At 43.0% G+C, this 23,210-nt stretch carries 17 protein-coding genes and 1 riboswitch; of the genes, 6 read left to right on the forward strand and 11 right to left on the reverse strand.

Annotated elements, in window-relative coordinates; all coding sequences use genetic code 11:
• Positions 1 to 54: 54 nt before the first annotated feature.
• Positions 55 to 1,746: a gamma-glutamyltransferase gene (gene ggt / locus LP316_RS15780; protein WP_193023927.1), complete on the reverse strand. Its 1,692-nt coding sequence runs from the start codon at positions 1,744 to 1,746 to the stop codon at positions 55 to 57.
• Positions 1,747 to 2,129: 383 nt separating this feature from the next.
• Here ggt and LP316_RS15785 point away from each other — a divergent pair, with 383 nt between their 5' ends.
• A complete protein-coding gene (locus LP316_RS15785) occupies positions 2,130 to 4,409 on the forward strand; it encodes a S9 family peptidase (protein ID WP_226960765.1) in 2,280 nt (759 codons plus the stop codon).
• A 159-nt stretch (positions 4,410 to 4,568) separates the two neighbouring features.
• On the opposite strand, the gene LP316_RS15790 is transcribed toward LP316_RS15785, so the two are convergent.
• From LP316_RS15790 to LP316_RS15825, 8 genes are all read right to left on the reverse strand, one after another.
• Positions 4,569 to 5,021 carry a hypothetical protein gene (locus LP316_RS15790; RefSeq protein WP_193022059.1) on the reverse strand — a complete coding sequence of 151 codons (453 nt, stop codon included), beginning with the start codon at positions 5,019 to 5,021 and terminating at the stop codon, positions 4,569 to 4,571.
• Between the two features lie 221 nt (positions 5,022 to 5,242).
• Complete coding sequence (locus LP316_RS15795) at positions 5,243 to 6,259, reverse strand: M48 family metallopeptidase (RefSeq protein WP_193022060.1); 1,017 nt, start codon at positions 6,257 to 6,259, stop codon at positions 5,243 to 5,245.
• Positions 6,259 to 7,446: a YjgN family protein gene (locus LP316_RS15800; protein ID WP_193022061.1), complete on the reverse strand. Its 1,188-nt coding sequence runs from the start codon at positions 7,444 to 7,446 to the stop codon at positions 6,259 to 6,261. The genes LP316_RS15795 and LP316_RS15800 overlap by 1 nt, the downstream gene beginning before the upstream one ends.
• A gap of 254 nt (positions 7,447 to 7,700) precedes the next feature.
• The gene (locus LP316_RS15805; RefSeq protein ID WP_193022062.1) at positions 7,701 to 8,309 is read right to left on the reverse strand and encodes a cytochrome c oxidase assembly factor Coa1 family protein; all 609 of its coding nucleotides are present in this window, start codon (positions 8,307 to 8,309) and stop codon (positions 7,701 to 7,703) included.
• 41 nt (positions 8,310 to 8,350) lie between these two features.
• Positions 8,351 to 8,584 (reverse strand): hypothetical protein, encoded by a 234-nt coding sequence (locus LP316_RS15810; RefSeq protein WP_193022063.1) that lies wholly within the window; start codon positions 8,582 to 8,584, stop codon positions 8,351 to 8,353.
• Positions 8,585 to 8,902: 318 nt separating this feature from the next.
• Positions 8,903 to 10,066 carry a beta-aspartyl-peptidase gene (iadA, locus tag LP316_RS15815; protein WP_193022064.1) on the reverse strand — a complete coding sequence of 388 codons (1,164 nt, stop codon included), beginning with the start codon at positions 10,064 to 10,066 and terminating at the stop codon, positions 8,903 to 8,905.
• Between the two features lie 37 nt (positions 10,067 to 10,103).
• Positions 10,104 to 11,513, reverse strand: coding sequence for a putative basic amino acid antiporter YfcC (gene yfcC / locus LP316_RS15820; RefSeq protein ID WP_193023928.1), 1,410 nt, complete (start codon positions 11,511 to 11,513; stop codon positions 10,104 to 10,106).
• Positions 11,514 to 11,621: 108 nt separating this feature from the next.
• The gene (locus tag LP316_RS15825) at positions 11,622 to 14,579 is read right to left on the reverse strand and encodes a TonB-dependent receptor plug domain-containing protein (protein ID WP_193022065.1); all 2,958 of its coding nucleotides are present in this window, start codon (positions 14,577 to 14,579) and stop codon (positions 11,622 to 11,624) included.
• Between the two features lie 392 nt (positions 14,580 to 14,971).
• Between LP316_RS15825 and LP316_RS15830 the strand changes: the two genes are divergently transcribed.
• Positions 14,972 to 16,774: a cyanophycinase gene (locus tag LP316_RS15830; protein WP_193022066.1), complete on the forward strand. Its 1,803-nt coding sequence runs from the start codon at positions 14,972 to 14,974 to the stop codon at positions 16,772 to 16,774.
• Positions 16,775 to 16,851: 77 nt separating this feature from the next.
• Here LP316_RS15830 and LP316_RS15835 read toward each other — a convergent pair whose 3' ends face one another.
• A complete protein-coding gene (locus LP316_RS15835; RefSeq protein WP_193022067.1) occupies positions 16,852 to 18,732 on the reverse strand; it encodes a putative bifunctional diguanylate cyclase/phosphodiesterase in 1,881 nt (626 codons plus the stop codon).
• A 34-nt stretch (positions 18,733 to 18,766) separates the two neighbouring features.
• Positions 18,767 to 20,011, reverse strand: a complete 1,245-nt coding sequence (moeA, locus tag LP316_RS15840) for a molybdopterin molybdotransferase MoeA (RefSeq protein WP_193022068.1) — start codon at positions 20,009 to 20,011, stop codon at positions 18,767 to 18,769.
• Positions 20,012 to 20,439: 428 nt separating this feature from the next.
• A riboswitch (molybdenum cofactor riboswitch) is annotated at positions 20,440 to 20,589 on the forward strand.
• On the opposite strand from moeA, the gene moaA reads away from it, so the two are divergent.
• The 4 genes from moaA to moaC all read left to right on the forward strand — a co-directional run bounded on the left by moaA (position 20,576) and on the right by moaC (position 23,197).
• Positions 20,576 to 21,547: a GTP 3',8-cyclase MoaA gene (gene moaA / locus LP316_RS15845; protein WP_193022069.1), complete on the forward strand. Its 972-nt coding sequence runs from the start codon at positions 20,576 to 20,578 to the stop codon at positions 21,545 to 21,547. Its footprint overlaps the riboswitch before it by 14 nt.
• Before the next feature lie 3 nt (positions 21,548 to 21,550).
• On the forward strand, positions 21,551 to 22,189 hold the full coding sequence (locus tag LP316_RS15850) for a molybdenum cofactor guanylyltransferase (RefSeq protein ID WP_193022070.1): 639 nt from the start codon (positions 21,551 to 21,553) through the stop codon (positions 22,187 to 22,189).
• On the forward strand, positions 22,182 to 22,718 hold the full coding sequence (gene moaB / locus LP316_RS15855; RefSeq protein WP_193022071.1) for a molybdenum cofactor biosynthesis protein B: 537 nt from the start codon (positions 22,182 to 22,184) through the stop codon (positions 22,716 to 22,718). The genes LP316_RS15850 and moaB overlap by 8 nt, the downstream gene beginning before the upstream one ends.
• Positions 22,719 to 22,720: 2 nt before the next feature.
• On the forward strand, positions 22,721 to 23,197 hold the full coding sequence (gene moaC / locus LP316_RS15860) for a cyclic pyranopterin monophosphate synthase MoaC (RefSeq protein WP_193022072.1): 477 nt from the start codon (positions 22,721 to 22,723) through the stop codon (positions 23,195 to 23,197).
• Positions 23,198 to 23,210: the final 13 nt, after the last annotated feature.

The following is a 23,210-nucleotide window of genomic DNA, read 5'->3' on the forward strand; positions in this document are numbered from 1 at the left end:
TAAAAACTGAATAAAAGATAACGCATCAGGAATATTTTTATTCACTCCACCGCATTAGTAACCCTGTGCTTGGCCGTCTTTGCGCATCTCACTCGCTCCGTGATAAACGCCCGTTACCGGATGTTTTAATATCGCCTGATAGCCACCAAATGAGCCACTGGTAATGTGAACTTTATGACCTCGCTTTTGCAATTCACGAACAACCTGAGCGCGAATACCACTTTCTAGTTCAAGTACACCGCCATCTTGCATTCTGCCTTCCCATGTTGGCGAAGTAGAGCCTTTGTGATGAAATCTTGCGGCGTCGCCGGCTTGTTGCACGTTCATGCCAAAATCGACAATATTGGTAACCATCTGCGCATGCCCTTGCGGTTGCATCGCGCCGCCCATTAAGCCAAAGCTCATATACGGTTGGTTATCTTTGGTGATAAAGGCCGGAATAATGGTATGAAACGGGCGTTTTTCTGGTGCATAAACATTCGGGTGGCCCGGTGTTAATGAATACTGAGCGCCGCGATTTTGAAAGATAAAGCCCAAGCCATCGGCGACTAATCCTGTGCCCATGCCGCGATAGTTACTTTGAATAAGACTGACCATCATGCCATTTTTATCGGCCACGGTAAGATAAATGGTATCGCCTTCTATGAGTTTCGGATCGCCGTGCTCCACTTGCGTTGCCGCTTTTTTCATATCGATAAGTTGCGCGCGCTTGGCGCCGTATTCGTCTGACAGTAAATAGTCGAGATCAATATTGCTGTAATCGGGATCTGCGTAAAACCTCGCTCTATCTTCAAATGCGAGTTTTTTCGCCTCTGCCATTACGTGCAAATAGTCGGCGCTGTTGTGCTCCATCGCGGTTAAATCAAAATTTTTCAGCACAGAAAGCATCTGCAAAGCTGCAATGCCTTGGCCATTAGGTGGTAATTCCCATACGTCATAACCGCGGTAATTCATTGACACTGGCTTGATCCACGTACTAGTGTGGCTAGCAAAATCTTCATAGCGCAATGGCCCACCAATGCGTTTAAAATATCGGTCGATCGTTTTAGCGATCTCACCTTGATAGAACGCCTCACGCCCGCCTTGCGCGATTTTTTCCAGCGTATTGGCAAGATCGGGATTTTTAAAGATCTCGCCCGCTTTTGGCGCATTGCCATTAATTAAAAAGGTCGCTTGATAATTGCTAATTTCTTCTATTTCACCGGCTTTAAATAAACGCTCGTAGCGTTTTTGGTAAATATCCATATAGTACGCAATCACTTCAGTAACCGGAAAGCCTTGCTTGGCATAGCTTATTGCAGGTGCAAGGTTTTGCTTCATCGGCAAGTGACCAAATTTATTATGTAGTTCATACCACGCGTCTACTGTGCCAGGAACAGTTACCGGTGGTGTGCCCCAATTAGGAATTTGTGAAACATCGCCAATTTTTGCTTTGAGCTGAGCTAACGTTTGGCCTTTTGCTGAGCGACCTGATCCGTTAAGGCCATAGAGTTGCTCGGTTTTAGGATCCCAAACGATGGCAAATAAATCACCGCCTATGCCATTGCCGGTTGGTTCCATCAAGCCGATCGCCGCATTCGCCGCGATAGCTGCATCAACCGCGTTGCCGCCTGCTTGTAAAATATCAATCGCCACCTGCGATGCCAAAGGATGAGATGTTGCCGCCATGCCATTAACCGCCAAAACTGGAGAGCGGGTCGCCCAAGGTGCGCCAACAACCCGATCACCTCGACCATCTTCGCGCATTTGTACCGGCTTTTTGGTCACATCGTCAATTATCGTATTGTTTGTTTTGCTTATCGCCAATGGTGATAACAGTATTGAACAGCTTAATAGCAAGGCAATCTTTTTCATTTTCTTCAGCTCTTGTGGTTTGTTGTGGTGACGATTAAAAATTTCGTTTTAACACTCATCAATGGTAGCAATGTTCTTATTATTTTCGTAAGACCACTCAACGGCTTATTTTGTTGCTTCAACTAAAAATCGATTATTTAACGCAATATCGTGGTAGCATCTGCAACCAAATCTTAATAGGGTCGCCTTGATAAACGAAAGTGTTACCCGAATGTCGATAGATGTCGATAGATGTCAATCAAAGCATAATAACAAGAGTAAATAGGTTGTTATCGATGAACAAACTTCTCCCTTTAGTGGCAGCATCTGTAGTAGCTAGCCCAGTGGTACAAGCACAACAATTAAGCGTTGAAGATTATCAACGAGCAGAAAAACAGCTAGCGAGCACCACCAGTAAATTAGTGTTTGGCACTGTTGATTACCCAGTTTGGCAAGGCGAGACCCTGTTCTATCGCAGCCAAACCGAACAAGGTTTGCGCTTTTACCAAGCAGATGCAAAAAATCAGACGAAAGCACTAGCATTTGATCACCAAAAGCTAGCAACCGCATTAGCAAGTGCCAGCGAGCAAGAGGTAGATGCCAACAAGCTACCGATGAAAGCACTTAACTTTGACACTGATGAGCAACTGCAAATTACCCTTGAAAAAGCTACCTTCAGCTGTGATTTAGTCAAATACCTGTGCCAACAAGTTGAGCCAAGTGTTAAGAAACACGAGTTTGTATCACCTGATGGCGAAAAAACCGTATTTATTAAAGCGCACAACTTGTGGTTGCGAGAGTTAGCCAGCAATAACGAAACACAGTTGACCTTTGACGGCGAACAAGATTTTGGCTACGCCACCAACAATGCTGGTTGGATCCGCAGTGACAAGCCAGTGGTAAAGTGGTCACCTGATTCAACTAAACTCACCACGTTTAAGCACGATAGCCGAAAAGTCGGTGAAATGGCGGTTGTCTCGACCAATGTGGGGACACCTGATATCGATGTATGGAAGTACCCACTACCCGGTGATGAGCATATTTTTACGATAGAGCGCGTTGTCATTGACATTGAAAACAACAAGCTTATTCGCCTTGATATGCCGATTGACCAACACCGTTCAACGATTACCGATCACGTTGCTGGCCGCGATGGTTCATTACTTGATATCGACTGGTCTGAAGACAGCCAGCACTTTGCCTTTGTCTCATCTAGCCGAGATCACAAACAAGCAACGGTAAAAATTGCCGATGCAAAATCAGGGCAAGTGAAAACGGTATTTACCGAAACAGAAGAAACCTTTTTTGAGTCGGGCGTTGACGGCATAAGTTGGCGTTACCTAGATAAAACCAATGAGATTTTATGGTTCTCGCAACGCGATAACTGGGGGCATTTCTATCTCATTGATGCGACAACCGGCAAGGTAAAAAAACAACTAACCCAGGGTGATTGGACAGTTATCGAGCTGCTTCACTTAGATCAAGAAGCGGGCAAAATCCTCTTTACCGGTGCTGGCCGTGAAGGCGCAGATCCTTATTTCCATTCGCTTTATAGCCTAAATTTAGATGGCTCAGACTTAACTTTACTGACACCTGAAAAACAGCATCACCGCATTAGTCTTAGTAAGTCAGGCCAGTACTTTTTAGATCGCGCATCAACCTATAATCAAGCGCAAACAAGCTTTATTCGCTCAACCAATACTGGCCAAGGCTTTACGCTTGAAACTATGGATATCGATGCGCTTGAAGCGACGGGTTGGCAAGCACCTGAGCCATTTATAGTAAAAGACAGAGATGGCAATTTCGATCTTCACGGCTTACTTTACAAGCCCTCTAATTTTGATGCCAACAAAACCTATCCGGTGATCAATTACTTATACCCAGGGCCACAAGTTGGTTCAATTCGCGGTCGTCACTTTAGAGCGGCGCGCGGCGATAACCAAGCAATCGCAGAGCTTGGCTTCATCGTGGTTGAATTAGACGCCTTAGGTACGCCGGGTCGCTCTAAAGCATTCCACGAATTCTATTACGGTAAAATGGGTGATAGCGGCATTCCAGATCAAGTGGCGGCGATTAAACAGCTAGGTAAAAAATATCCTTGGATGGACACAACCAAAGTAGGTATTTGGGGACATTCAGGTGGTGGCTTTGCCTCAACGCGCGCACTACTTACCTACCCTGATTTTTACCGTGTTGCGGTTTCACAAGCGGGTAATCACGACAACCGCAATTACGCCGATGAATGGGGTGAAAAATGGCACGGTTTATTAGAAAAACGTGATGATAAAACCACCAACTACGACAGCCAAGCAAACCAGCTTATCGTTGAAAACCTCAAAGGTAAGTTATTACTTGCTCACGGTACAACCGACACCAACGTGCCGCCGTATAGCACATTATTAGTGGTTGAAGCACTGATTGAAGCCAACAAAGACTTTGATATGTTAATGTTGCCAAACCGTGGCCACGGCTTTGCAAGAGAGCCATACATGATGCGCAAACGCTGGGACTACTTTGTAACCCATTTACTTGGCGCAACACCACCTAAAGAGTTTAGCTTTAAAACAGAAAAGTAGTACGGTAGATAGGTTTAACTTGAACTGACAGATTTGAATAATTGAACTCAAAATAATCGGGGTCAGAGTTAAAATAATCGGGGTCAGAGTTAGCGAACTCTGACCCCAAACCTCGAATAAACCCGTCATTACCGTGCAGACGGTAATCTCCATAACAATCTATTTTACTTTGTGAGTGACCTTTTTTAGTTTGAAGTAATCTGCCAATAGCTTATATTCACCTTCATCTTTGAAATAGAATTTGCCTCCAACATCAGACCTTCTAATATAAATAGGTGCTTGATACGAAAGAATCGGTTCATTGTTGTCAATAAAGTTAACTTCTAAAAAAAACTTGTCCTCATTACAGCTACTACAACTCAATATTTTAGCCACACAAAATCCAGTACCACTTTCAATTTCAAAAGATTCAACGGTATAGCGATTCCTCCAGCCTCCGGTTTCTTTAAAAGTATAAAAGTCGACCTGTTCAACTTCGCCATCAGCATCAAAACCATACAGCCAATATATTTGTGACGTTGTATAACAGTTACCAATAATTCCCGAATAGCTATTATCCTTACTAACATCAACGGAGGTTGCTCTGCATCCCAAAAGGCTCGTGGTAATCATTAACACCATCAAGCTAATGATATTACAACGAAGCACTTACATCTCTTCCTTTCTCTTTGGTCAAACACGCTGTAGATGCCGAATACACGTAAGAGCTCATTAGGCTCAAAAGCAATAACAGCATATGAGTTATATTTAGGCCTTTGTTTGACATTAACTACCTTTAAATAGTGACTTTTCTATAAGCGATTAAGAGATTTTCCAAAACAGGCACATGCTAATTAAAATTGGGAATTCCTCGCATTTTCAATGCGCTCTAACGTTAACGGGTGACTGCTGAATAATGCATCAAGTTTATTGCCATCAGCGGCTAAGGTAGCGAACTTTTCCATTGCTACGGCAAAATCTTCGTTTGTTAGGCCAACTAATTTGGCATGCTCCAACGCGTAATTGTCGGCTTCCCACTCTAACTTTTGCGAGTACTGATTTTGTACAATGGTATTCGATATACCAGCGAATACTTCGATCATCCCACCTAAGTCACCAATAAAATAATCTATGGCCATAGAAGCAATAATGGTTTCAGCAATTAAACGCATTGAATGATTGCGCTCTACATGACCAATTTCATGCAAAACAATAGCAGCTAACAACTCAAAATTATTGTCTAACAAGGCCACTAGATCATCGGTAATGACAATAGTGCCATCGGGCAGTGCAAAGGCATTGGCGCCAAAAAACTCAGATTTGCGAAACTGAAATTTAAATAACTTGTCGGCAATATTGAGCTTACCGGTGAGTTGAGCTAATTGAACAACGTAGTTTTCAATGGTTTCTTCATCTAGTTCTGAGGGAGCCAATACGGTTTTATCTAGGGCATTTAGGGTGTTAGTAGAGGATATTTGGGTGACGTAACTAGGTACTAAATCGGCAAATTGCACGGCAAAAGCAGGTAATAAGTATTTAAAAATACTAAACAAAAACAGGGGCACTAGGAGTAATGAAAGCAGTACTATTTTGCTATTGGATTCGAGCTTGCCGATATTATTATCAGCAAATAACCACTGATCGATAGACGCATTGGCATCGATGTACAAGCTGCCATTATCAGGTAATAACACTTCTCTGGGCATCTCTCCCAATTTAGAGCTAACTTTTAATTCTGACCTCGACAGCCGACGTAAAACTGTTTTTGAATCGTTTTCAATCACTTGTAAAAGGTCTGGGCTTAAAATATTAACGGTAACAGGCAGTGATGACGAGCTGCCTGTTACATAGTAAGTTGCAGTGTTAACCATTAGCCAATCGCAACATCAAGATCAAATGCCTCAGCGATTTCATCACCAATCGCGTTACCGCTAGTCTCTTGACTCGCGAGGACACTATCTGCGCCTGCCATTACCCGAACTGTGGTGTTACGACAAAAATAATGTTGTTTTCTCACCTGTGTGAGTGGTAACGCCAAGCCAAACGTTAAAACTAACAACACTAGGTTACTAAAATTTAACCAGGCTAATTCAGTAAATTTAAAGTCTGAATCAAATTTTGCAACATCGTTTAACTCACTGTTGTCATAGATGTGATTTCTTATTCTTGCTTGGTAATAACTACCACACACTGTGTAAATAACTAAATAAGCTAACATGGTTAAAATAGATAACATGACAGACTGGTTTTGAGCCACCTCGGGATCAGTGCTAACCAAGCCTAGTTGGAACAAGACAAAAATTGCCGGAATTGTCATTAACGCACTAATAAAACTAGCCTCCCAGTACGTCCCGCCCTGTAATTTTGTTTCAAAGCTTTTGTCACCATACTGAATATTGTCAATGATAAACTCGTCCATCTTCGCTAATGCAAATGGCATGGCCAAATAAAACGTAAATAGTGATAAAAATGGATAAAGTACAAAAACTACAAAAGCGCGGCCGTACTTTCCATGGAATGAGAAACGAATGTTGCGATACCCAGTGACCTTCATCTTAAACTTAAGGCTTTGCACCACCAAAAATGGCATAAAAACGACCAGGCCAATTGCCAACATAGCTCCCGAAAAAGGTGAAATGGTAGCAAGCATGTAATAACCGACCAATAAAACTGCGGCAATGACTCGGCCTTTTAGTATTTGTATCGGGCTTGCTAAGTAGGTAAATCGATGGCCGTCAGCTTCGGTATTACCGTATATATAGCGAGTGTTTCGAACTTTAGCCCAAGGCGAGTATACGCCTAACGTCACTATGGTCAGCAGTAAATTAACGATCCATATCGAAAAATACTCCTTGGCATTACCGTGAAACTGAGGGGTAATTTCACGTACAATTTTGTGTTCTTCTTGAAGGTGTTGTTGCTCAAACTTTTGATTGTGCTCGGCAATGAGTTTATCTAATTGCACCGCTCTGTCTGGGTATTGTTCAACATCAAGGTGTTGTCGAGCTTCTAATAACTCTTTATAGGTATAGGTTGAATAGTCAATATTGGGTTCCATGTCTTACTCCTAGACAAAATGTTCCTGATGCACTTCCATTTTTTATGTGTCATTATTTTTCCACAAGTGCATGTATGTCGCAGTATGCGCTAGCTTCCGTAGATTTCAGCGCTGTGCTTTCGCATGCCATCAATGAATAAAAAACATACGATTATCATAGTATTAACACATACCAATAAATAATTATGTAAAGACATGTTAAGAAATAAGCATGAGTTGATAACGACTATTTGCATAAAGGGTGGAGGTTATCCCTATTTTGATTGGGTTAGCACAACCACCTTTTGGCCAGTGTCGTGGTTCACCACTAACACTTCTTTGAGTGTCCATTGCTCGCCAAATTTCGTGGCATAAACGTAAACTTGCGCTTGGGCTTCAGCGCCTTTAATGGTGTAATTTAAATTAGCCGAACCACTCGCGCCAGAGGTTGAGATTTCGCCTAAAACAAAATAGCCCGGTTCAGGGTTGTTACCCACCAATGCGATTACTTGAGGGTTTGATGTCACTGCATCTAATGACATTTGATACGCCTTGCCTTTCATCATATCCATCAATGGGATGAATATGATGAACACAGTAATAAATACTATAATGAGCCCTGCGTTTCGCCACTTTTTCTGAGTAGATTTAAAGTGTTCAACATCGCGCCACGTGCGATTGCGCCATGCCCACTCGTTACCTTTAGCACCTAAAACAAAGAGCATGATGAAGTTAACAAAAGGCACAAACATCAGCAGCGCGATATATGTGCTATTGCCAATACCCCATAGCCAATTGAGTAAAAAAGCTCCCCAATTCCAACCTTTGATTTCTTCGGGCACAACTGACGCTTTACCCATTCCCGAAAGATATTCCTTTTCCATAATTTTTTACTCAAATCACTGGTTAAATTAGCTGCCTTTGCCTATTCATGTTTGTTTTTAATTTTATAAACAATCACGCTTGCAAGCCCCCACAGCGACCACAAGATACCAATCGCTAGTAACACATTACCAACAAGTGGAATATCTAAAACTGGGTGCAGTGCTTTGCCTGTATTAGGAAAAACAGCATTCATTCCCAGGCCAAAAAAGAATAGTCCGGGCATTGCTTTTAGCATTAGTCTCAGAAGTTCTTTATCTATTTCTTTATTGTTCATACAACACTCCCTAATTACCGTTGATTAAACCTTGCAATCAACAAATTCTCGCTTATCCATAACAACCTAAGCAGTATATTTCTCACTTACGTTAAAGAATAAAAAACATACAGTTATCACAGTATTAACACATGCTAGCCGATAATAATGTAAAGACATGTTAAGAAATTAACTGGATTGATTGCGAGTAGACGCAGATAGATATTAACAGCGCAAGAAATTACGCCGTAAATTACCACGAAAAACCAACTTATTAAGCCTCTCCCCAACAGGTAAAAGGCTTGCTAAGTCAGTTCATTGCAAGGTTATTAAACACCACTAAAAATAGGCATTAGTGATCAAGGTGTTAGCCCGCATTAAAAACGCGCCATTAGCTATCACACTATCAATAGCTAAACTTTGCTCATCAAGTAAGTTGATGTCGGCGTCATTACCAAGGATTAATCGGCCTTTTTGTTTGAGCGCGAGGATATCGGCAGGTGAGCTAGTGACACTGCGCAGTGCCAACTCAATATCGACCTGATAACAATTTATTGCTTCAACAAACGACTGATGTAAGGTTTTAACTTCACCAAGTTGTAAGTCGATGAGTTTTGCTTTGTCATCAAATACCGGCAAACTCGCGTTACCGTCGGAGCTCATGGTAAGTTGCCCAATATCAACACCTTCTTGTAAGGCGATGGCAAGCGCTTGTGCAGCAGCAACTTCACCTTGTGCTAAAATTTGCGCAGTCGTGCTGGTAGTAAAATCAATATAGCCACCTTGCTTTGCAAACTCTATACCGTCTGCTAGCAGCGCTTTTGTGCGGTTAATATGGGTTGGATAAAACTGTCCTACCGGGATAGCGCTATACTCGGCGACTTCTCGCAATAAATTGAGCCCTTGCTTATCGTCGCCAACATGAATACTCACAATACCTGATTTACTCGCTAGCATGCCGCCGGTTCTCGCTTGTGAGGCTACTTGCGCTAGGGTTAGGTGATCAACAGGCGTTGCGCGATGATCGGCAATGGCGACCTCCCCCACGCCAATAAACTCGTCAATGAGCATAATATCTTTGGTAATTGATTCTGTTATCGTCACCGCCGGCAAATGGTAAGAGCCGGTATAACAATAAACCGACAAGCCAAGGGCTTTAAGCTCTTTTGCCTTGGCGAGCAAGTTTTCCAAACTACGGGTGATAGCATCTGTACCTAATACACCAACTAATGTCGTCACACCACCAACGACCGCATCGTTAATGTGCATTTCTGGCGTGCGCGTGGTAAATCCCCCTTCACCACCACCGCCGGTAATATGAACGAGTGAATCGACAAAACCCGGTACAACAAGCTTGCCTCTAGCATCGATAACTTCAACAAAACCACTATTGGGCATGGTTATTTCATCTTCGATGGCGATTATTTTACCGCCGGCAATTAAAACATCCTTCCGCCCTAAATCCTGTGGCGCATACACTCGACCTTGTTTTAATAATTTCATTTAATTCTCATTTTAATTTTCGTCTGCGTTGAACCAACTAGCTAAAGTTGATCATCACGGCAAAAACCACAAAACTTGCCGCTAAGGCAATTAACACCAACATAAATTTGGCGATAAACTTAGCCCAAATAACCCAATCGACTTTGGCTACCCCCAAACAGCCGATCAGTGATGCCGATGTTGGAATAATAATATTGGTTAAGCCGTCACCTAATTGAAAGGCCAATACCGCAACTTGTCTGGTTACACCAACGAGGTCAGCGAGTGGCGCCATCAAGGGCATAGTTAAAGCAGCTTGGCCTGAGCCAGAAGCAATAAAAAAGTTAAACACTGACTGAAACACCAACATCAATAACGCCGACACGTAGCTTGGAAAATCACCAATCGTTTGACCCGCGTAATGCAACAAGGTGTTGAGTACCGACGGCTGACTCGGATCGTCGCCGCCGAGTAAAATCACGATCCCCTTTGCCATGCCAACAATCATCGCCGCCGGCAATAACTCTTGTGCCCCGTGTTTGAAGGCGTCTGCGGCATCGTTCAGCACAATGCGTTTTCCAATGACAGCGACAGCAGCGATGACACAGCCCATAGCAAAAAACTGGCTAGCAATTTCAGGTAGGTAGTAGCCTTTTTCTACCACGCCCCAAATCACCCAAGCGATCGACAAAGCAAAGATCGATAAAATCACCGCATCTACTTTACTAAATTCACCGGCACTAAGTGTTATCTCTGCTTGTCTTTGGTCTGTGCCACTGGTTTGTGCTTTGATCTGGTTAGCGTGTTTGACGGTAAAAATAACACCGACAAGGGTAAATACACTCCACATGGTCATGCGAAATGGTGTCCCCGACAATAACGGCACATCAGCAATACCTTGCGCAATAGCAACGCTAAATGGATTCATCCATGACGCGGCAAAGCCAATCTGAGTGGCAACATAAGTGACCAATACTGTGGTTAGGGCATCGTAGCCAAGTGCCCGCATGAGCGGCAACAAGACAATGCAAAAAGCTATCGCTTCTTCTCCCATACCGAATATCGCACCACCGAGTGAAAACATGACGAATAGCAAAGGGATAAACAGATAATCAAGTTTCTGCGTTTTGTTGATCAAGGCCAAAATGCCGTTATTTACCGCACCGGTTTTCATGACAATACCAAAAGCACCGCCGGTAATAATGATAAACATCATCACGCCAATCGCCGATCCCCACTTGGTTCCTGAAACCATACCTTCAAAGGCAAAGTTAAAAAAACCAACGCCCCCACTATCGGCAAAAATTGGCACGCCTTGTGTGCTTTGTAAGCGAAAGCTATCTGCGATGATCATCGCTTTTTCACCCTCACTAGGCACCGACATTTGAAAACTGCCCGCAGGAATAACATGGGTTAAAATGGCTGCAACCAGTACCACAAAAAACAAAATAATCAGCGCGTCAGGCATGGTAGAAGAAGGCGCTACCGCCTTTTCTGAAGTTGTATCTTTCACGTTATAGCTCTGGTTATTTGAATAAAAGAATAAGGCTACCACAGTGTGGTAGCCCAACGATACTTACTTAAAGAAGTAGCTAAATGATAACTGGTAGTTGACACCTAGCGCATTGTGGTTGATAGAATCAAAACCACGACGTGAACCATAAGCTACCGGCGGCTCTTCATCAAACAAGTTGTGCACCGTAAAGTTGAGGTTCATATTGTCGAAATCATAGCCCATGTTAAAACGCACGGTTGTCCATGAATCAACATCGCGTTCGCCGTTAGCATCTAACTCACCTAACGCTTCAAGTTCATCAATATTACGACCGCGTAATCGTTTTATATCGTCTTGATATGAGCTTGTGTAATCAGCCGTGATACTGGTGTAAAACTGCTCGCCTACCCAGCCAAGTCTAAAGCTTGCGATATTTTCAGGATAACGCCAAGTTCCAATGAGCTCTTCAACATCGCTTGAACCGGCAAGATTGCGCTCAAAACTTGCGTAATGCGTGCCATCAATAGAGAAAGTTAAACGACCTTCGGCAAAATTGACACTGTGATCAAAGGCTAAATCAAAGCCACTTACCTCCTGTGTACCTGTGTTATCTAACTGGATAACATGATCGCGGTATAAAGGTAAGGCATCCTCTCGACCAAAGCCAGCGGCAACCCATTGATCTAAAATTTGTGTTAAATTCGCCCCGTCTTGCTCAATGTTCAAACCGTTGCTATCTAAGAATTCGTAGAGCACACCATCATCGACAATACCGCTACAAAGCACTTCTTCATATGAAATACCCATGCTGCCTTCGGGCACTAAACCACAATGGCGAAGTGAGGCATCGTTAATGGCATCATTTAGCACTGCTGTCATATCGGTATCAATCAGCTGTTCGTGCTTAAACGACCAGTAATCAAGTGATAAATGGGTATCTGAAGACGGGCTCCATGCAAAACCGAGGCTAACCGACTCTGATTCTTCGGGTTTCAAATTAGCGTTACCCAACTCCAAAACATTTGGGCTTGAGGTAAAACCATCGCCTTCACAGTATAAGTCAGCTACTGCTTGGTTTGCCGAGCAATCGTAAGTTGCTGTCGTTGTTCTTAGTTTTACACCTGCCTGGGTGAGTGAAGGCGCTCTAAATGATGTTGACCACGCTGCGCGCAAGATAACCGATTCATGCGGGCGATAAGTGACACCAACCTTAGGGTTAAAGGTATCGCCAAAGTCGTTGTAATCGTCGTAACGACCGGCAAGTTGCAACTCTATCTGATCGGTAATTGGCCAGTAAAATTCAGCAAAGGCTCCCCATTGATTGCGATCCGCTTGTGATAAACTTGAACCAAAACCAAAAACATCAACTAAGTAGTCGTTTTCAAACCGTGCTCGAGCATTCATCGACGGAATATCGTTGATTTCTTCGCGTCTAAATTCAACGCCAAAGGCTGCGCTTATCATATGATCGTTGACTTCGGCGATATCACCAGAAATTTTTGCATCAATGCCGTAAACGGTGCTTTCACCGTCGCGAGTTGGCATTTCTTGAGCCATTGCGAGTAACGCATCGTTGGTTGCATCTCCCGATAAAAATGGGTTGTACGTGCCAAGCAATTCACCCGCACCACAGCTAAGTGTATCGCTGTCGTAGTCGTAATCAGCAATTGAGCCGTTACTGCATAATTCGCCTGTGCTTACTGCGTGATACTTGTAGCGGTTGTAAATACCCGCACTAGCTACTTGTTCAGATTCAGATTTTGATAACGTGATACCCGTTTCCCAAAACCACTCACCCCATTCGCCTGATAAACTCGACACTAAACGCATTGCATCGGTTTCGATATCAACAGTACGTGGACTTGCGAAACGCGCATCGTACCTAAAGCCCCAAAGCTGTTGTCCAGCTTGCGTATCAAACGGATCTATCCACATGTCGTAGATTAATGCATCGGCTACCTCTGGTGAAAAAGCACCATAAATAGCCTCTTCGCCAACCCAAGGGCCTTCAGTGTCGTCAACTTGATCAATTGGCGCTGGCGATGAAACGGCTCGCGACTTAGTGTTACTAATAAAGAAATCAGTATTCCACGTTACATCGTTAAAGTCGTAACTATAGATAAAACCTGCTGAGCTCGTTTCTAGCGCCGAGCGCAATTGGTCATCTTCGTTGCTGTAGTAGGCACAAATCTCTTCACCGTACTCAGTGGTAACAAAATCTGTTTTACAATCTGGATTGCCAATTTCGTTGCCGTCATAAGCCGAGTAGTAATAAATATTTGGCGTGTGCTTTGGCAAATATGAGTAGTTGCTCACCAGTACAGGATCACGGGTATAGCTTCTATCTTGAGCGTGAAATGCGTTGCGATCAAAATGATCGGCAAAAACAGTTAAGTTACCACCGGCAACTTCACCACCCCAAATGAAGTTGAGGTTGTATCGACCTTCATCTGAACTGGCAAAGCTATTACCGTATGAGCCATTAATTTCAGCGCCTTGATAATCCGTTTTGAGGATGTAGTTGATCACCCCAGCAACGGCATCAGCACCGTAAATTGCCGATGCACCAGTCGCCAACACTTCAACTCGCTCAATCGCCGAAAGTGGGATTGAGTTGATATCGACAAAGTTTTGCGTCCCCGCGGCAAATGAGCTAGCAGCCACTCGGCGGCCATTGATCAAGGTCAGCGTTGATGAAGGTCCTAAGCCTCGCAATGATGCTGCTGCTTGTCCCGCAGGTGTTGACGTTGAAGTTGCACCACTTTCAGAGGTGTTAAATGAGCCAACACCACCGCGAGTTTGGCTAATTTGCGCCATTAATTCTGAAATTGAACTGGCGCCTGAGCTGCGGATAGCCTGGGCATCAATAACCACTAACGGTTGCGTGCCTTCAAGATCAACCCCTTTGATTTGACTACCGGTAACTGTGATTTTTTCAATCGCAGCTGTTTCGTTTGATTGGTTACTTCCCTCTTGCGCATTAGCGTTAAATATTGCTAACACAGACAGTGCTACTGCCGATAACGTAAATTTTTTCATGTTCTGACCGTTTATAATTTTAATGGTAAATTGTGACCAGCGTTCCAAAGGTACAAGCAACTGCAGATACACCAAGGACTGGGCTTTAACGGAGTTTTTGTAAAGAGGGGGAGATGAAGTCGCAGACGCCAATCCCCCAGAAAACTCAAGGTTTTCTGGGGTTATTCGTCAAACCACTCCGAAAGATAAAAATTCGAGTAGTAATATGTTGTCAGCGTGAAAGCTTTCTTGTACATATTAAAAAGGTCTTCGATTAATTTAGAGCTTGACCCTAATCAAGCTCATTCAAAATTCACTTAATTTATAGATACCGTTGTCATAAAAAATTGTCAACAACAATGTTAAAAAAACGTTTAGATTCGTCAATCAATCGTTAAAATAGGAATTTTGAAATGCGACTATTTTCTGCAATTTTGCTGCTATTTTCTGCCATAACGCTGGCAAAAACCGAAAACACACCTTACAAACCAAGCCAGCTTTTTTTAGTTGGTGGCGGTTTAAAATCTTGTTCATCAATGTCAAAAAACCAATGTTTGACACCCGAAAAGCATCAAGAAATAGAAGTTAACAACAGCAAAACCCATGCGCTTTTTCAGCTAAACCACAAAACGCGAGCACAAGTTTTCGCCTTAATGGATCAAGAATATTCTGCTGAGCATGCTAAACAATTAAAAAAATTACTTAATAAAGCGATAAAAAACGCGAGTAAAACCCCGGTTAGCAAAGGGGAAATGGTTAAGTTTTTAAAAACATTTGATAACAACCAACTCATTAATCGACTATCCGACCCTGAATATTTTTTACTCTTAGATGCCTTAGAAATTGCTCAGATTGATAAAGTAACCGGCGAAAGGCTGCAGGAAACCGTCGATTTAGACCGCTCAAAAAATAGTTTTACCCCGCAGATCTATCGCGACTTTGTTAAACGAGCACAACGGCTAACTCACCAACAACGACCCCATATTTTGGTGGTAACAGCATCGGCAAGAGATAGTTTTGAAGCGGTTGATTTTTATATTCAAGCGTTTGTTCAAGCTGGCGCAAATACGCAGTGGCTACCAATTGACGCAAGCTTGCAGCCGCTTATTAGTGCTACAGCAAACGATAGAGCAAACCTGTGTGATCAACTGCCAACCAAACGACTAGCAATCCAAAAGTCAGCCTACCGCGAAGCTATTTATCCTGACTTAGTTCATCAGCAACGCCTTGCATGTCTAGAACCACAGCGCTTGCTCGAACAAGTAAAACAGGCCGATGGGATTTTTATTAACGGCGGCGATCAATCGCTAACTAAGCAAGCATTTATTAAGGCCAATGGCCAAGACACCGAGGTAATGGCATTAATTCGAGAAAAGTTTGACCGTGGTAATTTTATTATTGGCGGCACTAGTGCTGGTACTGCAGTTATGGCAGGCGGTCAATTTAATCAGCACGCTATGGTGATGATCACCAGTGGCCAAAGTGATAGAGCCATGTTTTATGGTGCCCACGCCGATGTTGTGCCTACCGAGGGCTGTCAAAAATCAAATACTTGTAACGATGCGCCAAACGATCAACTCACTTATGCAACGAGCGGCGGCTTGGGACTGTTCAATCTTGGTATTTTAGATACCCATTTCTCAGAGCGCGGTCGTCAGGGACGTTTAGCCGTACTAGCACATACGACTCAACATCAACTCGCTTTTGGCGTAGATGAGCGGACAGCTTTAGTGGTAACTAGACTAAACCAAGATAAACACGAATTATCTGTCGTTGGTCAATCGGGTGTGTTTATTGTTGAAAATCCACTGATTGCTAACAATACAAACGCTAATAATACTGACACCAACAACACACCTAGTCGCTTGACGGTTAAAACTCACTATATTCACCAAGGCGATAGTCTCGTCGTAAATGACACCGGCACACTTAAGTTTTCATTGTCAAAAGATAAAGTTGTAACCGAGCAAACGACGGGGCTATTACCTGAAATCAACAATATTTTTGCTGGTGAAAATTATCTGAAGGCAGCTAAATTATTGTGCTTATCGGATCAAACTGAGTTAATCGGTAATGTCTCTTACGATAACCAACGTGGTAAGGTAATAGTGACAAAAACTGAGCACAGTGTTTCTGTACAAGGGTTATATCAGTTGGCGAAGGTCGAAAAGCACGACTGCTCATATACTCACTATCAGCTGACGTTAAGCCACTAACACAAACAGCTTTCTGGGCACTTGATAGCGTTGCAAGTGCCTAGAGGCCGAAACTGATCAGCATAAAAGAAAAGGTTTTAGCGATAATTTCGTTCTAAATAGAGTGTTAGATCGTCTAGCGAAAGCGGCTCACACAACTCAAAACCTTGACCAAACTGGCACTGTTTATTTTTTAGCCGAGTTAAAAAGCTCTCCGACTCAATACCTTTAGCAATCACATCAATACCTATATATTGAGCAAAAGATAACAAGCCATCGAGTAGTTTTTGTTGGTCGCGATTGTGCTCCATTTCATTAACTAACCTGCGATCAAGCTTAATCGAGTCGACAGCCATGTGATAAAGCTCAATAAGATTTGAATGACCATAACCGTAATCATCAATACAAATCGACACACCTAATTTTTTAAGTGCATTAACTTGCTTAGCGACCTGATTGTGCTTACTTTTTAACGCTGATTCTTTGATTTCTAACGTCAGTGCTTGTGGTGGTAACGCCGTAATATTAAGTATTTCCAAGACGTTAGTTGCTAATTGGTTATCTCTTAACTGATGGGCACTTAAGTTGACGGAAACCGTTAAATTCGGATAGCCGTTTTTTCGCCATGTAGCACATTGAATACACGATTCTTTTAAAACGCGATGGCCAATCTCGTGGATCATGCCATTTTCTTCAGCCAAGGGAATAAATACCGCTGGCTCTATCCACAAGTTAACGCCATTATTCCACCGCACTAACGCTTCGACACTGATCAATTTTTGCCTGGTTAAATCGATCACCGGCTGAAAGTATAAATCGAGTGTTTTATTAACAATAGCCGTCCTAAGTTGCTCAACTAATTGCCCCTTGAGCGCTAGCTCTTGGTTTAATTCCTCATCAAAAAAGCTACACGCATCTCTGCCCAGTGCCTTTGATTTATACATGGCTAAATCGGCTTTTTTACTAAGCTCTTCAAATTCAACGCCGTCATTAGGCGCTAAAGCGACGCCAATGGACGCTGAAATTTCGATGCGATGAGAACTTACATAAAAAGGCTCTCGTAAGGTTTCAAGAATTTTAGTGGCAACATCGCCAACCGAACTTTGGCTGTTATTCGCTTCAATAATAACAACAAACTCATCACCACCAATCCGACAAACAGAATCGCGCTTGCGCACAACGGCAGTTATGCGCTTCGCCACTTCGATTAATACCATATCGCCAATATCATGACCTAAGTTGTCATTAACCGGCTTAAAGTGATCTAAATCGATAAACAACAAGCCAACGAGTTCACCACTTCGAGAGACATGAGCAAGTGATTGCTGGAATCTATCTTGAGCTAAATAGCGATTGGGCAGCCCGGTCAGTGCGTCGTGATGAGCAATGCGTTGGATTTCTTCTTTGCTTTGGGTCGCCTGCTGATGTTCATAGGTCAGTCGATTAGTCATCCTTTTCAGCTCATTAACGAGTTGCTTAACCGTCAGGCCGATAACCAACAAAATAACCACGATATCAGCAACAACACTCCAATTAATCGGCGCCATTTCTCGCATATGACCAAGCTCTAAATCGTAATAACCTAGCCCAATGACAAAACAAATTACGTAGGCAAAAACAAAGTAGAACAAGCGCGAAGAACCGACGATCGCGGCGAACACTAAAATACCCGGTAGGCCGACAATAGCGCTATCACGCAGACCATTATTAATAAACATTAAGCTAGTTATGACAAAGGCGCCGTTGAGCAGCAAAATAGCAGAAGATAAGGTGAACTGCTTGCTATATAAACAAGCCAAACTGACAAAGTTAATGATAAACGCGGTAATCAATATTGGAGTTTCAGCTACATCCACACCAGCAAAATAGTTGCTTGTGATCACCATCGCGATAACAAATTGCGCCAACCAAATAAATTGTTGGAGTCGTTTATAGCGTCCTGCTAATACTGATGATGAAAATTCAGCGTCATCTTTCATGTAAATTCCAATTTTGGATTAATAATAACTACCCTTACGAGCCGCCAAGCAGAGCATCAAATGGCTCAATGACCACGCTTTCACCTGCCGAAACACTCCCCTGATCTTTAGCTAGCACGATAAAACAATTGGCCCTGCCAATACTCGATAACACACCAGAGCCTTGCACACCGGTTGAAACTACTGAGATTTCGCCAGCTTGATTGACATTATAATAGCCACGCTGAAAATCCGTGCGACCCGGTGCTTTTTTCAGATCAGTTTGCGTTTTGGCGATAAAACGTGTTCGTTCTATTGGTGTTGCGCCGGCTATTTTGGCTAAACCATGCATGGCTATTTGATAGAACGTCACCGCAGCTGAGACAGGGTTACCTGGCAATCCAAAGAACACACTGTTGGGCAATAGACCGAAAGCCAAGGGTTTACCCGGTTTCATTGATATTTTCCAAAAGCCAATTTTACCAATGCTATCGAGCACCATTTTAGTGTAATCGGCATCACCCACTGAAACACCGCCACTTGAGATAACAACATCAGCGTGTTGATCGGCGTGATGAAAGGCTTGTTTTATCTGCTCAAAATCGTCGGCAATAATACCATAATCTAGGACATCAGCATTAATTTTCGCCAACATGTGTTTTAAAAAATGGCCATTTGATTCGTAAATATCACCGGCAGTAAGCGACTGACCAGGTGATTTTAATTCATCGCCAGTTGCAATTAGCGCAACCTTTATTTTTCGATAAACACTCAGCGATTCAATACCAACCGATGCTAACAGTGCGATGTCAATCGCGCTTAATCGTTTACCTTTAGATAAAATGATTTGGTTTTGTGAAATATCCTCGCCCGCTCGGCGAATATTTTGCCCTTGGCGAATCTCTTGTAAGAAGGAAATAGTGTCGCCTTCGACCTGACAATGCTCTTGCATAACTACGGTGTCACAGCCTTCAGGAACCACAGCGCCTGTCATAATCCGAACACACTGGCCTAGCAAGCACTCGCCCACAAAGGGTGCTCCAGCCATTGATTTACCGACAAGGCTAACCGTTTTGTTATTGGTTAAACTGGCAAAGTTAACCGCGTAGCCATCCATTGCCGAGTTATCGTGCGGCGGCACTTGAATAGGGCTTATCACCTCGGTCGCAAGTATTCGATCAAGTGCTGAATCTAGCGGTACTAATTCAGTATCTTCAACTGTTTGAATGTTTTCTAAAATATGAAAAATCGCTTGCTCTACACTGAGAAACTGCTGATCAGAAAAACAATCGCAACTCATAGCCAACCCTTGATTAAAAATAATGAACTATCTTACGGAAAACTTGTTGGCGATCAAAGTAGTTAATACCAATCCGAATAAATAAATGTTCACTCAGCTTGAGATAAAAGTTGCTAATACAAGACACATGCTGTTAAGACATAGTTATTCTATTTCAAATAGTATGTAACGAAGTAGTAGTGACTTTTAGCCAAGCCCTTTGGGAGCTCGTCAGCAGCCCGACTACTGCCCATAATTTGCAAAATATACAACCACATGGATGGGGGAGGTAGAGCGACTCAGGAGACAAAGCCGAGAATGACTATATTGTACAAATTCTGATTGTACTCGAACTGCTGACGTAGCTCTGAGTAGAGCATATTATTATGCGGCTTGGTATAAGTTGAGTTATCTAAATAAATATTCTAGTATCAACTAACAATTGAAATAAGTGTTCAATTCGCCGAGCTTTCAGCGCTACCTTACCTGTGAGTAACAAGTGCTTTGAGCCGTAGTTGCGCAAGTGCTGTAACTACCAGGGTTAGACTGGAAACGATCTAGCCTCCCGACATTTGGAAAGGTGATATGTTAACAGACGACTTTGGCAGAAGGTTTTACTACCTTAGACTGTCGATCACAGATGTTTGTAACTTTCGTTGCGAATACTGCTTACCTGACGGTTATCAATGTGATACCGACAGGCAATTCTTATCGCTTGAAGAAATCAAACGCACAGTTAACGCCTTTGCTTTAATGGGCACCGAAAAAGTACGCATAACGGGTGGCGAACCTTCGTTGCGCAAAGATTTACCCGACATTATCAACGCGGTTGCGAACACAAATAAAATTCAAACCGTGGCACTGACCACCAACGGCTACAAACTCACTTCTCAATACCAAGACTGGCTCGACGCTGGTTTAAACGCCTTAAATATTAGTATTGATTCATTAATACCTGAACAATTTAATTTGATCACCGGCTCAAACAAGTTAGGTGAGATTTTAACGGGCATTGATGGCGTGCTAGCCGACGGTCGCGCCAAGCTAAAAGTTAACGCCGTACTGCTCAAACAATATCACAAGCAGCAATTAGACTACTTTTTTGACTGGGTGAAAGAAACCCCAGTATCTGTGCGTTTTATCGAATTAATGGAAACGGGTGACAACAAAGCCTATTTCGAAAAACAGCACATTAGCGGCACAACAATTCAAAATCAACTATTTGAGCGTGGCTGGGTACCGGTCATTAAAGAAAAAAGCGCAGGGCCGGCAATTGAATACTGCCATAGTGATTATCAAGGCAAGATTGGCTTGATAATGCCTTATAGCAAAGATTTTTGTGCATCGTGTAATCGTCTGAGAATGAGTGCGTTAGGTAAGCTACATTTATGCTTATTCGCCGAACAAGGCTTGTCATTGCGCGAATATTTACAGGAAGACGATCCAACGCCATTAATCAATGCCGTATCACAGCTGATCCACGATAAAAAGGCAACTCACTTTTTACACGAGCGCTTGACCGGTGCGACATCTCATTTATCCATGCTTGGTGGTTAAACGATGAGAGGTAATAACACATGTTTAGGTGTCGTTTTAGCCGGTGGTTTATCCTCGCGTATGGGGCAAAATAAAGCACAGTTATTACACCCTAAACAACAAAATATGCTCAGTTTTAGCTCCGCCTTATTAACCGATGTTGGCGTTGATGGCGTTGTTCAAAGTATCGGCTATAACACACAACCTACAGGTGCCAACCAAATTGCCGATAAATACCCAAACCTCGGCCCTCTTGGTGGTATAGCAACAGTGTTTGAAACCACACCACATGTGCACAGCTATTTAATTTTGCCGGTTGATTTACCCTTGTTAAGCGCACAATGTCTTAGCCAGTTAAAACAAGTGGGGCAATTGAGCCAAATGGCTTGTCATTTTTCCGATCATTATTTGCCACTATATTTACCGAGAACGGCCATGACCGAGTTGTTTTTTCAAAACCTAAAAACGAGCCAAGCGAATGCCAGCAAGCTGACAACTAAGAAAGATAAATCACTATCGATAAGACAGTTATTAAAACAAATTCAACATCGCGCCATTGGGCTTGATCGAGCTCACCAACAGCAACTATTTAATTGCAATACCGCAGAGCAATGGCAACAAGCGACCAATCAATTAACATTACGAGTAAACGACTATGAGTAAAACCCCTGTGCCTTTTCAACCGCTAAACATTGCCGTGTTAACGGTTTCAGATACCCGTGACGAAGCAACTGATACTTCAGGTAAAGCCTTGGTTGATCGGGTACTTGATGCAGGCCATCAATTAGTCGAAAAAGCCATCGTCAAAGATGATATTTATCAATTGCGCGCCATCGTTTCTCGCTGGATTGCTGACGAGAAAGTTGACGTAGTCATTTCTACCGGCGGCACTGGCTTTACCGCTCGAGACAACACCCCCGAAGCGCTAAGCGTATTATTTGATAAGCAAGTAGAAGGCTTTGGTGAAACGTTTAGGCACATTTCACTTGGTGAGATTGGCACGTCAACCATTCAGTCTCGCGCCTTTGCAGGCATGGCAAATCACACCGTAATTTTTTGTGTACCTGGCTCAACTAACGCGTGTAAAACAGCGTGGGATAAGATCATCAAAGAACAAATTGATGCCTCACATCGCCCCTGTAACTTTGTCCCGCATTTAAATTTAGCGGCAAAATGCCAATCAAGAGGCTGATAATGACAACACAACTTACGCATTTAAACGAGCAAGGCCAAGCCAATATGGTCGATGTTACCGATAAACACGTTACTACTCGAGAAGCCCGTGCAGTCGGTTATATTGAAATGTCTGAGCTCGCCTTAACCCTCATTCAACAGGGCGAACATAAAAAAGGCGATGTATTTGCCATTGCCCGTATAGCCGGTATTCAAGCAGCGAAGAAATGTAGTGACTTGATCCCCTTATGTCACCCGTTAATGCTGACAAAAATCAATGTCGACTTTGAAATAGATGAAAACAAACGCCGAGTCTACGTGCACACTTTGTGCAAATTAGCTGGCCAAACAGGGGTGGAAATGGAAGCGCTAACGGCGTGCTCTGTTGCTTGTTTAACCTTATACGATATGTGCAAAGCGGTCGATAAACACATGCGCATTGGCGGCATTGAAGTTATTGCTAAATCGGGTGGTAAATCAGGCGATTGGCAGAAATAGGCTCACACAGGAA

The sequence above is a fragment of the Thalassotalea sp. LPB0316 genome (assembly GCF_014898095.1).
Taxonomy (GTDB): Bacteria; Pseudomonadota; Gammaproteobacteria; order Enterobacterales; family Alteromonadaceae; genus Thalassotalea_G.

What these genes read in the sequence shown, in the direction of transcription:
- ggt (WP_193023927.1), bottom strand. Translation starts at nt 1,746, where the DNA reads ATGCGCGAAGATGGTCGAGGTGATCGGGTTGTTGGCGCACCTTGGGCG.
- LP316_RS15785 (WP_226960765.1), top strand. Translation starts at nt 2,130, where the DNA reads ATGAACAAACTTCTCCCTTTAGTGGCAGCATCTGTAGTAGCTAGCCCA.
- LP316_RS15790 (WP_193022059.1), bottom strand. Translation starts at nt 5,021, where the DNA reads ATGATTACCACGAGCCTTTTGGGATGCAGAGCAACCTCCGTTGATGTT.
- LP316_RS15795 (WP_193022060.1), bottom strand. Translation starts at nt 6,259, where the DNA reads ATGGTTAACACTGCAACTTACTATGTAACAGGCAGCTCGTCATCACTG.
- LP316_RS15800 (WP_193022061.1), bottom strand. Translation starts at nt 7,446, where the DNA reads ATGGAACCCAATATTGACTATTCAACCTATACCTATAAAGAGTTATTA.
- LP316_RS15805 (WP_193022062.1), bottom strand. Translation starts at nt 8,309, where the DNA reads ATGGAAAAGGAATATCTTTCGGGAATGGGTAAAGCGTCAGTTGTGCCC.
- LP316_RS15810 (WP_193022063.1), bottom strand. Translation starts at nt 8,584, where the DNA reads ATGAACAATAAAGAAATAGATAAAGAACTTCTGAGACTAATGCTAAAA.
- iadA (WP_193022064.1), bottom strand. Translation starts at nt 10,066, where the DNA reads ATGAAATTATTAAAACAAGGTCGAGTGTATGCGCCACAGGATTTAGGG.
- yfcC (WP_193023928.1), bottom strand. Translation starts at nt 11,513, where the DNA reads ATGCCTGACGCGCTGATTATTTTGTTTTTTGTGGTACTGGTTGCAGCC.
- LP316_RS15825 (WP_193022065.1), bottom strand. Translation starts at nt 14,579, where the DNA reads ATGAAAAAATTTACGTTATCGGCAGTAGCACTGTCTGTGTTAGCAATA.
- LP316_RS15830 (WP_193022066.1), top strand. Translation starts at nt 14,972, where the DNA reads ATGCGACTATTTTCTGCAATTTTGCTGCTATTTTCTGCCATAACGCTG.
- LP316_RS15835 (WP_193022067.1), bottom strand. Translation starts at nt 18,732, where the DNA reads ATGAAAGATGACGCTGAATTTTCATCATCAGTATTAGCAGGACGCTAT.
- moeA (WP_193022068.1), bottom strand. Translation starts at nt 20,011, where the DNA reads ATGAGTTGCGATTGTTTTTCTGATCAGCAGTTTCTCAGTGTAGAGCAA.
- moaA (WP_193022069.1), top strand. Translation starts at nt 20,576, where the DNA reads ATGTTAACAGACGACTTTGGCAGAAGGTTTTACTACCTTAGACTGTCG.
- LP316_RS15850 (WP_193022070.1), top strand. Translation starts at nt 21,551, where the DNA reads ATGAGAGGTAATAACACATGTTTAGGTGTCGTTTTAGCCGGTGGTTTA.
- moaB (WP_193022071.1), top strand. Translation starts at nt 22,182, where the DNA reads ATGAGTAAAACCCCTGTGCCTTTTCAACCGCTAAACATTGCCGTGTTA.
- moaC (WP_193022072.1), top strand. Translation starts at nt 22,721, where the DNA reads ATGACAACACAACTTACGCATTTAAACGAGCAAGGCCAAGCCAATATG.